At 65.2% G+C, this 12,721-nt stretch carries 10 protein-coding genes; 6 read left to right on the top strand and 4 right to left on the bottom strand.

The genetic code is table 11. The annotated features are described in order from the left end of the window. The first annotated feature begins 13 nt into the window (after positions 1 to 13). On the top strand, positions 14 to 1,249 hold the full coding sequence (locus LB519_RS05845; protein WP_224619009.1) for an amidohydrolase/deacetylase family metallohydrolase: 1,236 nt from the start codon (positions 14 to 16) through the stop codon (positions 1,247 to 1,249). Between the two features lie 59 nt (positions 1,250 to 1,308). Here LB519_RS05845 and LB519_RS05840 read toward each other — a convergent pair whose 3' ends face one another. Together LB519_RS05840 and LB519_RS05835 are read right to left on the bottom strand one after the other, a co-directional pair. Further along, a complete protein-coding gene (locus LB519_RS05840) occupies positions 1,309 to 3,096 on the bottom strand; it encodes a flavin-containing monooxygenase (RefSeq protein WP_224619144.1) in 1,788 nt (595 codons plus the stop codon). 190 nt (positions 3,097 to 3,286) lie between these two features. Beyond that, the gene (locus LB519_RS05835) at positions 3,287 to 4,231 is read right to left on the bottom strand and encodes a MurR/RpiR family transcriptional regulator (protein WP_024504069.1); all 945 of its coding nucleotides are present in this window, start codon (positions 4,229 to 4,231) and stop codon (positions 3,287 to 3,289) included. A gap of 337 nt (positions 4,232 to 4,568) precedes the next feature. On the opposite strand from LB519_RS05835, the gene LB519_RS05830 reads away from it, so the two are divergent. The 5 genes from LB519_RS05830 to LB519_RS05810 all read left to right on the top strand — a co-directional run bounded on the left by LB519_RS05830 (position 4,569) and on the right by LB519_RS05810 (position 10,421). Continuing rightward, the gene (locus tag LB519_RS05830) at positions 4,569 to 5,396 is read left to right on the top strand and encodes an ABC transporter ATP-binding protein (RefSeq protein ID WP_024504068.1); all 828 of its coding nucleotides are present in this window, start codon (positions 4,569 to 4,571) and stop codon (positions 5,394 to 5,396) included. Further along, the gene (locus LB519_RS05825; protein WP_224619008.1) at positions 5,393 to 6,253 is read left to right on the top strand and encodes an ABC transporter permease; all 861 of its coding nucleotides are present in this window, start codon (positions 5,393 to 5,395) and stop codon (positions 6,251 to 6,253) included. The genes LB519_RS05830 and LB519_RS05825 overlap by 4 nt, the downstream gene beginning before the upstream one ends. A gap of 69 nt (positions 6,254 to 6,322) precedes the next feature. Further along, entirely contained in the window at positions 6,323 to 7,486 is a 1,164-nt protein-coding gene (locus LB519_RS05820; RefSeq protein WP_224619006.1) for an ABC transporter substrate-binding protein, read from the top strand. 194 nt (positions 7,487 to 7,680) lie between these two features. Next, a complete protein-coding gene (locus LB519_RS05815; RefSeq protein WP_224618997.1) occupies positions 7,681 to 8,772 on the top strand; it encodes a Gfo/Idh/MocA family protein in 1,092 nt (363 codons plus the stop codon). Between the two features lie 206 nt (positions 8,773 to 8,978). After that, positions 8,979 to 10,421 carry an amidase gene (locus LB519_RS05810; protein ID WP_224618995.1) on the top strand — a complete coding sequence of 481 codons (1,443 nt, stop codon included), beginning with the start codon at positions 8,979 to 8,981 and terminating at the stop codon, positions 10,419 to 10,421. A 219-nt stretch (positions 10,422 to 10,640) separates the two neighbouring features. Here LB519_RS05810 and LB519_RS05805 read toward each other — a convergent pair whose 3' ends face one another. Further along, entirely contained in the window at positions 10,641 to 11,879 is a 1,239-nt protein-coding gene (locus LB519_RS05805) for a M24 family metallopeptidase (protein ID WP_224618993.1), read from the bottom strand. A gap of 68 nt (positions 11,880 to 11,947) precedes the next feature. Further along, positions 11,948 to 12,478: an invasion associated locus B family protein gene (locus LB519_RS05800; RefSeq protein WP_064992655.1), complete on the bottom strand. Its 531-nt coding sequence runs from the start codon at positions 12,476 to 12,478 to the stop codon at positions 11,948 to 11,950. Positions 12,479 to 12,721 lie beyond the last annotated feature (243 nt).

The raw sequence follows: 12,721 nt of genomic DNA, 5'->3' as shown, positions 1-12,721 counted from the left end.
GCGGAGGTTACCCATGCAATTCGACCTCCTGCTGAAGGGCGGACGGCTGATCGATCCGGCCGCTGGCCTCGACGCGCTGCGCGATGTCGCCATCGCCAATGGCCGCGTTGCCGCGGTCGACGCCGATATCCCGGCGGACAGCGCCGCGCAGATCGTCGATGCCGGCGGCTGCATCGTCACGCCGGGCCTGGTCGACCTGCACAGCCACGTCTATTGGGGCGGCACGTCGCTTGGCGTCGATGCCGACCGGCTGGCCGCCAAGAGCGGCACCACCACCTTCATCGATGCCGGCAGTGCGGGCGCCGGCAATTTCCTCGGCTTCCGCCGCCATGTCATGGAGCGCTCGAAGGTTCGCATCCTGGCCTATGTCAACATTTCCTTTGCCGGCATTTTCGGCTTCTCGCAGACGGTGTCGGTGGGCGAGTGCAGCGATCTCAGGCTCTGCGAACCGCGCGAGGTTGTGGCTGCGGTGCGCGAGCACCGCGATGTCGTGGTCGGCGTAAAGGTTCGCTCGGGCAAGCATGCCGGCGGCACCAGCGGCATCGCGCCGGTGGATCTGGCGCTGGAGGCCGCCGACCAGGCCGGCCTGCCGCTGATGGCGCATATCGACGAACCGCCGCCCGGCCGCTCGGAAGTGCTGCCGCGCCTGCGCAAGGGCGACATTCTCACCCATTGCTTCCGGCCTTTCCCGAATGCGCCGGTGTTCGCTTCCGGCGCGGTGCGGCCCGACATGCGGCTGGCGCGCGAGCGCGGCGTCATCTTCGACATCGGCCACGGCATGGGCTCGTTCGATTTCGCCGTCGCCCGCGCCATGCTCGAAGAAGGGCTGGCGCCCGACGTGATCTCGAGCGACGTGCATCTCTACTGCGTCGACGGTCCCGCCTTCGACATCCTCGTCTGCATGTCGAAGCTCCTGGCGCTCGGCATGCCGCTGGTCGAGGTCCTGCGCGCCGCCACGCAAGCGCCGGCGCAGGCGATCGCGCGGCCTGACCTGGGCACACTGGCCGTCGGCACGGTCGGCGACGTCGCCGTGCTCCGTCAGCGCCCGGGCCGCTTCACCTTCGTCGACGCGGTCGGCGCGTCATTGGTCGCCGATCAGAGACTGGTGTGCGAAGGCATCGTTATGGGCGGCACCTGGTGGCCGAACGATGCGGTCAACGATGTCAGCGAGACTGAGCGGTTTGTGGCGCATGCCGCGCATACCCATGTCGAGGTTGCGGCGAGGCACTTTGGGCATCGGCACGACTAGCTGATCTCGCCAGCTTGTGCCTGTCTTGGGACTGTGCGCTTGGCGAATGGGGGTCGACTTTACCCGGCGTTGCTCACCGCCCCGTAAACCGGCGTCTCAATGCCTTCCATCCGCGCCTTGATCTGCAGCGCCACATATTTCGAATAGAAGCGCGACAGCGCCAGATTGCCGCCGTGGAACCAGAGCGCTTCCTGGGCGGTCGGCTTCCACATGTTGCGCAGCTCGCCTTGCCAGGGGCCGGGGTCGCCCTTGACGCCGGAGCCAAGGCCCCAGCACGGGCCGACCTTGTCGGCGACTTCGCGCGAAACGATCGCGGCGACATTCTCGTTCATCGACTGATAGCCGGTGCAGGCGATGATGGCGTCGGCGGCGAGTTCACTGCCGTCCTCGAACAGGATGCCGCTCGGGGTCAGCGACTTGATGGCGACGCCGCTGCGGATGCCGATCTTGCCGTCGATGATCAGGTCGGAGGCGCCGACATCGATGTAGTAGCCGGAGCCGGTGCGGTAGGCCTTCATCAGAAGGCCGGTTTCGTCGTCGCCGAAATCGATGGCGAAGCCGGCGGCGCGCAAGCGGTCGTAGAAGGCCGCGTCGCGCGCCTTGATCACCTCGTAAAGCGCCTGCTGGCCCTTGGGCACCAGCGCGAACGGCGTCGAGGCGACGATCATGTCGGCCTTCTCGGTGGTGATGCCGCGCGCCAGTGCGTCTTCCGAGAAGATCTCGAAGCCGACTTCCATCAGCGTGTCCGACTTGACCACTGTCGTCGGCGAACGCTGGATCATGGTGACCTCGGCGCCGCTCTCCCAGAGGTCGACGCAGACATCGTGGCCGGAGCTTGCAGCGCCAATGACGGCGACTTTCCTGCCGCGGAATTTGTCGCCGCTGGCATACTGGCTGGAGTGCAGCAACTCGCCCTTGAACCGGCCGGCACCCGGCAGATCGATCCGCCGTGGCGGGCCGTAGGCGCCGGTGGCGAAGACGATGTGCTTGGGCTTCAGCGTGATCTGCCGGCCGACGCGGTCGACGACCACGGTCCAGACTTTTTCGGCCTCGTCATAGCTGGCGCTGAGGCATTTGGTGGCGACCCAGTAGTTGAGCTCCATGACGCGCGTATACATTTCCAGCCAGTCGCCCATCTTGTCCTTGGGCGTGAACACCGGCCAGTTTTCGGGGAAGGGAATGTAGGGCAGATGGTCGTACCAGACCGGATCGTGCAGCACGAGCGTGCGGTAGCGGTTGCGCCAGGAGTCACCCGGCCTGGCATTCTTCTCGATGACGATGGCCGGCACGCCGAGCTGGCGCAGTCGCGCCCCCAGCATGATGCCGCCCTGGCCGCCGCCGATGACCAGGCAATAGGGCTGTTCATCAGTGCCGAGTTCGCGCGTCTCGCGCGCCCGCGCCTCCGACCAGGTCTCGCGCTGGGGATCGGCCTTGTGGCGCACGCCGAGCGGCCGCGCCGCGCCCTTGCGCTCCTCGAAGCCCTTGAGGTCGGCCATCGCCGTGAACAATGTCCGGCAGCGGCCGTCGCGCAGCCGCATGATGCCCTCCCCCCTGGCCACCACGGTTTCGAAGCTGAACCAGGCCTCGATGGTGCCGTCGTCCGAGGTCGCCTCGCCGGTCAGCCGCCACGCGCTCGGCTTGGCCGTCGCCAGCGTCGTCGCCAGCATGTCGGCGATCGCCGCGCGGCCTTCCATGGTCGTGATGTTCCAGGTGAAGGTCAGGAGATCGCGCCAGTAGCAATCGTCGACGAAGAGGTTGCTCGCCGCCGCAGCGTCGCCGGCTGCGAGTGCCTGTGCCAGGGATTCGAGCCATGCGGCGGCCTGTTTCGTCGGTGCTATTTCGAGCATCTCTTCCCTCTTTCGTTTCATGTCCGGTCTTCCCTTCTCCCCCTGTGGGAGAAGGTGGCCTCACGAAGTGAGGTCGGATGAGGGGTGCTCCAGCTTGGCGCCGACGGCACTCCGTCACCCACCCCTCAACCGTCTCGGCGCTACGCGCCGATCCACCTTCTCCCACAAGGGGAGAAGGAAAAGCGCAGCCCTAGTCTCCGAGCGGCTCCATCTCCTTGCCGGTGCGGTGGATCTGGGCGTTGTATTTGATGCGGCGCACCGTCTCGCGGGCCGAGCCGTCGAGCTTGTAGGCGGAGGCCACCGCCAGCAGGTCGATCGCCGCCAGGAAGGCGAAGCGCGAGGCCGTCGGCTTCAGCGTGTCGGGATATTCCGGGACCGCCACCGTCAACCTGACGTCGCAGGTGCGGGCGAGCTCGGTGTCGGGCGCGGTCACGGCGATCGCATTGGCGCGGTAATGCTTGGCGAGCTCGACGGCCTCGATCACCTCGCGGGTGCGTCCCGTCGCCGAAATGGCGATCACCAGATCGCCGGGCTTGAGCGTCGAGGCGGTCATGCGCATCAGATAGGGATCGCACTGGGCGCTGACCGTGATGCCGTAGCGGAACAGCCGGTATTGGGTTTCCTGCGCCAGCGCCGAGGAGCTGCCGCCGAGGCCGAAGACCGTGACCTGGCGCGCCTTGGCGATCAGCTCGGCGGCTTTCTGCAGCTGCGCAGGGTCGAGCTGCCGCTCGGCCTCCTGCAGCGCCCGGCGCGCCTCGCCGAACACGGCATTCCAGAACGGCATGCCATTGTCATTGCTGACGGAAGGCGACTTGGCCAGGTAGAGCGCGCCGACGACGAGGCTCTGCGCCAGCTTCAGCTTGAAATCGCGCACGCCCTCGCAGCCGATGGCGCGGCAGAACCGGGTCACCGTCGGTTCGCTGACCCCGGCGCGCTGGGCAAGGGCGGCGTTGGAGGCGTCGACGGCATATTTGACGTCGTCGAGAACGACATCGGCGACACGCCGTTCGGCCGGGCGCAATTCGCTGTAGGAATCCTTGACCAGCGAGATGATGTCGGGGATGCGCCGGACAGGATCGCGCCCCTCGGTATCGGGGCCTGGAACAGGCTCGTCCTGGCTGCCAGCGTCGGTCATGGGGTCCTGGTCTTTCCCTGGGTTGCGAGGCTGTCGTCTTAGCATGTTTGCACGCCCTGGCTCCACGTGCCCGACCGGATCGCAACCGCAGCGTGTCGTTGGGGAAAGCTCACCTTCCTCCGTTCCTCTCCGGTCCGTGTCAGTTCCGAAGTATGTAGGAAAGCAACATGCATTTCAAGGCCGTAAAACCGACGGTAAAACAAGACGATAGGTATACTAATCGATTTTCGTGATACGGCCGCTATCGTCGGTGCTTGACAGGAAAGTAGGATAGTTACAGACTGATTTTCGCTGGGGATGAGCCAATGGATCATCGCGCAATCTTCCCGGGGGGCAGATGAACACGGGCGATGCAAAAAAGCCGAAGCTTGGCGTGCAGGCAGCCACCAAGATCTATCACACGGCCTCCGGCGACCTGCTGGCGCTGGACCGCTGCAGCCTCGATGTCAGCGTCAATGAAATCGTCTCGATCGTCGGCCCTTCCGGCTGCGGCAAGACTACGCTTTTGTGGTCGATGTCGGGCCTGCACAGCCTGACCAGCGGCGAGATCCGGCTCGACGGCAAGGCCATCACCGGTCCGCATCCCGATATCGGCATCGTCTTCCAGGAGGCGAACCTCCTGCCGTGGCGCAACCTCGACGCCAACATCCGCTTCCCCTTCGAGATCAAGGGCGAGAAGCCGGACCGGGCGTGGATCGCGCATCTGCTCAACCGGGTCGGGCTCGATGGCTTCGGCGGCAAGTTTCCGCGCGAGCTGTCGGGCGGCATGCAGCAGCGCGCGGCGATCGTGCGGGCGCTGGCGCTAAAGCCCTCGGTGCTTTTGATGGACGAGCCGTTCGGCGCGCTCGACAGTTTCACCCGCGAGGAGATGAACCGGCTGGTCGAGGAGATCTGGCTCGACACCAAGACAACCATCGTCTTCATCACCCACTCGATTGAGGAAGCGATTTTTCTCTCGGACCGGGTGGTGGTGCTGAGCGCCCGGCCTGGCCGCGTCGCCAAGGAATACCGCGTGCCGTTCCCACGGCCGCGTTCGCTGGAGATCATGGCGACGAAGGAGGTCTTCGACCTCACCAACCGGATCAAGATGGACATTGTCGGCGAACGCACGCGGCCAAAAGCGCCGGAGCGCCCGAGCGCCGAAATCGTGAGGATCAGGCCGTGAGCGGGGGCGACGCCATTCCGGAATTCTCGAAGTCCAAGTCGGGCGCCAAGGCGGGCGACGGCCATGAGGTCAGCCTGACCAACCTTTCCGCCTTCGCCAGCGGCCCCGGCATCAAGTCAGGCAAGGAGGTGGCGGCCATTCTTGCCGTGGCGGTGATCATCATCGGCGGCATCGAACTGGCGCTGCGGCTGTTCCACGTGCCGCTCTATATCATGCCGCCGCCGAGCTCGATCGCCTATGCGCTGGTCGACGAGTTTCCGCTGATCGCGCCGCATCTCGGCTACACGTTGGTCGAGCTGGTGTCCGGCTTCACCATCGGCGCCATCATCGGCCTGGTGCTGGCCGCCGTCATCACCCAATTCCCGTTCGCAGAGAAGATCGTCGCGCCTTACATCCTGCTTCTGGTCACCACGCCGATGCTGGCGCTGGTGCCGCTTCTGATCCTGCGCTTCGGCTTCGGCTACACGCCGCGCATCATCGCGGTGGCACTGGCCGCCGGGCCTATGGTGATGATCAATGCGGCGACAGGCTTTCGCCGCGTCGACAGTGCCAAGATCGCGCTGGCGCGTTCCTATGGCGCCAGCACCCTGCAGATCTTCTGGAAGATCCGCGCGCCGATGGCGCTGCCGATGATCCTGGTCGGGCTGATGATCGGCGCCATCTTCGGCCTGCTGACCGCGGTCGGCGCGGAAATGGTCGGCGGCGGTTTCGGCCTCGGCAACCGGCTGACCACCTATTCGTCGATGATCCAGATGCCGCAGTTCTTCGCGGTGGTGCTGATCCTGTCGACGCTCGGCATCCTGATCTACGTGCTGTTTTTCCTGATCGGCAAGAAATGGGCGAGCTGGGAGGCTTGAACACAGGGATATGACGGCGCCCGGGAGGCGGGCGGCAAGAGACTGACATCAACAAAAAAGGGGAATGCCATGACCAAAGAGAACTCGATCAACCCGGCGGGGATCAGCCGCCGCTACTTCCTGCAGGTCACCGGCGCCGGGCTGGTGACGGCGACGGCGCTTGGCGCCACCGGCCTGAAGGTCAGGGCCGAACCCTACGGAAAATTCACCTGGATCTCGCCGCGCGGCACGCTCGAAGTGCTCGACGACTATCCCTACTGGGCGGCCAAGAAGGCCGGCTATTTCGACGGGTTGGACACCGACATGCAGCCGGGACCATCGGACGGCACCGCGACGGTGAAGTTCGTCGATGTCGGCCAGGCCGATATGGGCTTCCCGTCGCCCGGCGTGTTCTCCTTCGCCATCCAGAACGGCATGAAGCTGAAGTCGGTGTTCCATATGGGCGCGCGCGACACGTTCAGCATCGCCTTCCGCAAGGGCGAGGGATCGAACGACCTGAAGAAGCTGGAAGGCAAGACCATCCTGCTCGGCTCCGCCGCCTGGCAGTCGATCACCGACCCGCTGCTGGCCGCGCAGGGCGTCGACATCAAGAAGGTGAAATATGTCGAGGCCGGCTGGCCGACCTGGGGAACGGCGCTGGCCGGCGGCCAGGGCGACGCCGCCCTGTCGTGGGAAGGGCTGCGCGCCGAATGGATCGCCAAGGGGCTCGACTTCGAATACTGGCTCGGCGTGCAGAATTCGAAGCTGCCGGCCAACACCTTCGTCGTGCGTGCCGCCGATCTTGAGGATCCCGACCGCAAGGCGTTTTTGGAAAAGTACCTGCGCGGCTGGGCGATGGGCCTCGAATTCGGCTACCAGAATCCACGCGCGGCGGTCGAAGCGGTGTTCGAGCAGTTCCCGACGCTGGCCAAGAATCTCGGGCCGGAGCTCGGCACCACCTCGATCCTGCAGCAGATCAACGTTTTCCGCGGCGACATGGACAAGCGCGGCGGCTGGGGCTCGCACGACATGGCGAGCTGGCAGGGCTTCTTCGACGAAATCCACAAGATCGGCCAGATCACCGCCCCGGTGAAGGCCGAGGATGTCTGCACCAACGATCTGATCGGCCCGGCCAATGATTTCGACAAGGCCAAGGTCAAGGCCGATGCCGACGGCGTCAAGCTGTCGGAAGGTTTTGCCGCGCTCGATGTCGAGAAGATCAAGGCGCATCTGTTCGATTCGGCGGTGAAATAGGGCTGCGCAACGGGTCATGTCGGCGCCGCCCTCCATTACCCTGCCTTGGCTCCTTTCCTCTCCCCCGATCGACGGGGGAGAGGAAAGGGCCGGGCAATGAGCGGCGGCGCTGACCCGAGGTGGTTGTCCCGGATAGACATGCGAGCGGCAACCGATCGCCGCATATTATTCAATCAAGAATTTGGGAGGTAGCGGTGTCCGACAAGGTGAAAGTGCTGGTGGTGGGTCTCGGCAATATGGGTGCGTCGCATGCCAGCGCCTATCACCGGCTCGACGGTTTCGAGATCGTCGGCATCATGAGCCGGTCGATCAGGAGCAACACGAAAATTCCGGAAGAGTTAGCCGGCTACCCACTCTACGAGGATTTCGACCAGGCGCTGAAGGAAACAACACCGGACGCCGTCTCAATCAACAGCTGGCCGAACACCCACGCCGAATACGCGCTGAAGGCAATCGCCGCCAACTGCCATGTGTTCATGGAAAAGCCGCTCGCCACCAACAACGAGGATGCCGAGAAGGTGGTCGCGGCGGCGCGGGCCAAGAACCGCAAGCTGGTGCTCGGCTATATTCTGCGCGTGCATCCGTCGTGGATCAAGTTCATCGAGGTCGGCAAGACGCTCGGCAAGCCGCTGGTGATGCGGCTCAACCTCAACCAGCAGAGCAGCGGCAGCGCCTGGCACTGGCACAAGAACCTGATCGATTCGCTGATCCCGATCGTCGATTGCGGCGTCCACTATGTCGACGTCATGTGCCAGCTGACTGGCGCCAAGCCGGTGCGCGTGCACGGCATCGGCGCCAAGCTCTGGGCGGAAGCCGACAAGCAGAATTACGGCCATCTGCACGTCACCTTCGATGACGGTTCGGTCGGCTGGTACGAGGCGGGCTGGGGCCCGATGATGAGCGAGACGGCCTATTTCGTGAAGGACGTCGTCGGCCCCAAGGGCGCGGTGTCGATCGTCGCCGGCCAGCAGGCAAGCAGTGTTGCCGAGCTGGCAGAGGTTTCGAATTCCGCCGACATCGACCGCCACACCAAGACCGATGCGCTGAAGATCCACTATGCCGCTGTCGACGGCGACAAGAATTTCTCCAAACCCGACGAGATCGTCAGCATGGAGGACGAACCCGGCCACCAGGAACTGTGCGATCGCGAGCAGGCCTTCTTCCTGCGCGCCATCCGCGAGGATCTCGACCTCACCGAGCAGATGGATGCGGCGGTCAACAGCCTGCGCATCGTGCTGGCCGCCGAGCAGAGCATCGCACTGGGACGGACCATCGACCTGGCCTGAAGTCGCGCCAGCCCCCCTCATCCGGCCGCTTCGCGGCCACCTTCTCCCCGTTGGGGAGAAGAGGGTGGCGCTGGCGCTGCAAGTCTCCTCTCCCCTCGGGGAGAGGTCAGCCGAGCGAAGCGGAGGCTGGGTGAGGGGGCCGATGCCCCAATACAGTTCTCCGCAGGAGCAGCATCAACACAAGCTATCCGCCGAAGGAGAGAGATATGGCCGCCGTCACCGACAGTCTGCTGAAAACCTATGCCGAGTCCGACGCGCTGGACCTTGCGGCGCTGGTGAAGCGCGGCGACGTTACCCCGGCGGAGCTGGTGGAAGCGGCGATCACGCTGGTCGATCGGCTCAACCCGACGCTCAATGCGGTCATCCATCGCCTCTACGACATGGCGCGCGGCCAGGCGCAGACGGTCGACACATCAGCGCCCTTCGCCGGCGTGCCATTCCTGCTCAAGGAGCTGGCCTCGTCCTGGACCGGGGCGCCGAACACCAACTCCTCATTCTACCTGAAAGATGTCGTCGCCGATTTCGACACCGAAGTCGTTCGCCGCATGAAGGCGGCCGGGCTGGTGCTGGTCGGCAAGTCGAACGCCCCAGAAAATGGCTGGTCGATCACCACCGAGCCAAAGCTCTACGGCGCGACGAAGAACCCGTGGAAGGAAGGCATCACGCCCGGCGGCTCCAGCGGCGGAGCGGCCGCGGCGATTGCTTCGCGCATGGTGCCGATCGCCGAAGCCAGCGATGGCGCCGGCTCGATCCGCATCCCGGCCTCCTGCTGCGGCATCGTCGGCCTGAAGCCGTCGCGCGGCCGCGTCAGCCTCGCGCCGTTCGGCGACTATTGGTATGGCGGCGCCTATTTCCTCTGCTGCTCGCGCACGGTGCGTGACACGGCGGCCTATCTCGACGCGGTCGCCGGCGCGCTGCCGGGCGACCCCTACACGCCGCCGGTTCCTGATGGCAGCTGGCTCAGCCTGTCGGCGCGGGCGCCAACGAAGCTGCGCATCGGCTTTTCCGTCACGCCGCCCAACGGCACCGCGATCGATCCGGAGGTGAAGGCGGCGGTGCTGGAGACCGTGGGGACGCTCGAGCGGCTCGGCCACCATGTCGAGGAGCATGACATGCCGCTCGACGCCGATGCTGTGTGGAAGACCTACACCAACATGACCTGCGTGCAGACGGCGGCGACCTTCGACTACCTTGAAACGGTGATGGGGCGGCCGGTGACATCGGGCGATGTCGAGGCGGTGACCTTTGCGATCATCGAGCGTGGCCGTGCGACCAGCGGCACCAGGCACATCTCCGACGTCGAGCAGCTCAGGCAGGTCGGCCGCGACATCGTCGGCGACCTTGGCGCCTACGATCTCTTCATCACCCCGACGCTGACGCAGCTGCCGCGCCCGCTCGGCTATTACGACATGTCGGAAACCGATATCGACCGCTACAACGCCAAATGGGCGGACTCGGTGTTTGCCTTCCCCTTCAACATCTCAGGCCAGCCGGCGATCTCGCTGCCGCTCGGCTGGTCGAAAGACGGCGTCCCGATCGGCGTGCAGCTGGTCGGCCGCTACGGCGACGAGGCAACGGTGCTGGCCGCGTCGGCGCAGCTGGAGCAAGAGATGCCGTGGAGGGGGAGAAGGCCGGCGGTGAGTGGTTAGGTGCTTGGCAGCCCACCGCCGAGTTCCGTGGCGCCCCCCTCTGTCCTGCCGGACATCTCCCCCTCAAGGGGGGAGATTACGCGCTCAACAGCCTTCGCCAAATCATCTACACGGTAAGGTGGGCGAGACGGCGAAGCTGCCAATCTCCCCCCCTTGAGGGGGAGATGCCCGGTAGGGCAAGGGGGGCGTAGAGCGCTGTCCCTGCAGTGACCCGCCTCGCTATCCAATCCTCTCCAGCCGTCGCGGCAGCCTGTTCATCGGCTTGGGCCCGTCCGGCGTGATCAGGAACTGGTCCTCGAGATTGAAGCTGGCGAGGCCGTCTATGTAGAGCGGGATCTCGAAGGCCAGCACCATGCCGGCTTCGATCACGACATCGCTGTCGGCGGCGATGAACGGCCATTGTTCGGAAAACACCGACTGGCCGACGCCATGGCCGAAATGGCCGCGGCGGTAGGTGCGCAGCCCTTGCCGCGCCAGGCTGTCGGTGGCGACGCGATGCACGTGGGCGAGCGTGGTTCCCGCAACAAGGGACGCCAGCCCGTCGTCAAAGGCCCGCTCGGCAATGGCGTGCAGTTCGGCCTGCTCGGCGGATGGCGGCCCGAAGGTGAAGTTGCGCGACATGTCGGAGGCGTAGCCGCCGACCGTGCAGACCATGTCGCACTTCAGCGGATCGCCAGGCATCGCTTTCGCATCGGCATCTTTGGCCCGAGCGCCCAGCGTCACATATTCGGCAGTTTGGACCGGATGGGACAGTCCGGCCGCGGCCGTGGCGACACCTTGCCGGTAGAGGGCAATGAGATCGGCCTGGCGCATGCCGGCCATCGCATCGACCTGCAGCCGCTCCAGCCCCGCTTCCGACAGGATGATGCCTTGCTGCAGCAGGTCGATCTCGCGCGGCGACTTGATGGCCCGCAACCTGTCGAGCACGGCCGAGCCGTCGACCATCGTGCAGGCCGGCAGCAGCGCCTGCATGACCGAGAAATCGGCGGCGGGAACAAAATCGAGGTCGACGCCGACTCTTGCGCGCCCGAGCCCAAACCCGGTCAGGATCTGCTTCAGCTCGTCGACGGCACGAGCGAGTTCGAATGTCGCGGGCCGAGAAAAACCAGGCGCCCGGCCGGCAAGGCCGGCCTCGATGCGTTGCGGCAACCCTTGCCCTGACGTCGAGGCGTCCAGCGTGGCGGCTTCGATCCAGATCGGGTGGCTGCGGATAACAGCGTCCGGCAGAACCCGCTGCAGTTGTCCCGCATTGAAGTCCGCCACCACGACGCCGATCGGCAGGTCTCGGCCAGCCGGGATGACGACAAAGCCGGCGCCGGCGCGCCGGAACAGTCCCGCCGGGCCGATCGAGGCTCCGGTCGCATAGTGGAAGGCCTCGGGCGCGCACAGCACCAGCGCCTCGATGCCGGCGCGGTCCATCAGTTGCGCCGCGCGCTGGCGGTCGACAAAGCCTGTCATGGGTTTCTCCACTGTCCGAAGCGGCAACGGAGCATTCCGGGTGCGTACAATCAAGCCGCTGACAACAGCTACTTGATCGATTCCAGCTTGGCGACGGCGGCGGTGAAGCCAGCCAGCGACACCGGGATGGTGACCGGCTTGCGGGTGACCGATTCCATGCCGATGTTCAGATTGGTCCCCGACTTCATGGCCTTGATGAGATCCGCCGACAGCGGCGTGGCGGCATAGGCGCCGTTCTGGTCGCTGGTCTGGATGGCAATCGTCGTCTTCTGGCCCTGATCGATCTGGAAGGAGGCGCCGGACGGCAGGAACAGGCCGTGCGGCAGGGCAAGCAGCATGGCGAGGCTGCCATTGCCGTTGTCGCGGCGCACGGTCACGGTCAGCACGCGCTGCCCGGTCTTGGCCTCGGTCAGGTTCTGCGAAAGCTGGCACTGAAGCTCGGTGGTCGCCGAACCGCTGGAGCAGTTCACCGCCCACGGATTGGCATCGGCCGGTTTTGCATTGCTTTCAGCCGGCTTTGGCTGGGCCGGCTTGGCATCTTCGGCGAGGGCTGGGCCGGTGGCCAGAGCAAGCCACAGGGCGGCCAGTCCCGCGGCCATGCCGAGTAAATTAGATCTAGCTAAAGTAAATGTCATGTTGTTTTGCCGGATGCCTTGCATGTTTCCTCGCCGCGCCCGGTATTCTCCCGAGCATGGCTTGATACAACACCCGCGACTGTTCCGAAAGCCGAGCAGGAGGCAAGCAAGCCGGCGAAATTACTGTGGCTTTTCGGATACAACGAACAATATTGCAGGAGGCCCTCAGAAATCGAAGCGCCGGAGACTCGCTATACAATAGAATTC

Source organism: Mesorhizobium sp. AD1-1 (assembly GCF_020164655.1).
GTDB lineage: Bacteria > Pseudomonadota > Alphaproteobacteria > Rhizobiales > Rhizobiaceae > Mesorhizobium > Mesorhizobium ciceri.
The sequence above is the reverse complement of the archived record's forward strand: the minus strand, read 5'-3'. Positions and strand labels throughout refer to the sequence as shown.

What these genes read in the sequence shown, in the direction of transcription:
- LB519_RS05800 (WP_064992655.1), bottom strand. Translation starts at nt 12,478, where the DNA reads ATGGCCGCGGGACTGGCCGCCCTGTGGCTTGCTCTGGCCACCGGCCCA.
- LB519_RS05810 (WP_224618995.1), top strand. Translation starts at nt 8,979, where the DNA reads ATGGCCGCCGTCACCGACAGTCTGCTGAAAACCTATGCCGAGTCCGAC.
- LB519_RS05845 (WP_224619009.1), top strand. Translation starts at nt 14, where the DNA reads ATGCAATTCGACCTCCTGCTGAAGGGCGGACGGCTGATCGATCCGGCC.
- LB519_RS05840 (WP_224619144.1), bottom strand. Translation starts at nt 3,096, where the DNA reads ATGCTCGAAATAGCACCGACGAAACAGGCCGCCGCATGGCTCGAATCC.
- LB519_RS05820 (WP_224619006.1), top strand. Translation starts at nt 6,323, where the DNA reads ATGACCAAAGAGAACTCGATCAACCCGGCGGGGATCAGCCGCCGCTAC.
- LB519_RS05835 (WP_024504069.1), bottom strand. Translation starts at nt 4,231, where the DNA reads ATGACCGACGCTGGCAGCCAGGACGAGCCTGTTCCAGGCCCCGATACC.
- LB519_RS05805 (WP_224618993.1), bottom strand. Translation starts at nt 11,879, where the DNA reads ATGACAGGCTTTGTCGACCGCCAGCGCGCGGCGCAACTGATGGACCGC.
- LB519_RS05830 (WP_024504068.1), top strand. Translation starts at nt 4,569, where the DNA reads ATGAACACGGGCGATGCAAAAAAGCCGAAGCTTGGCGTGCAGGCAGCC.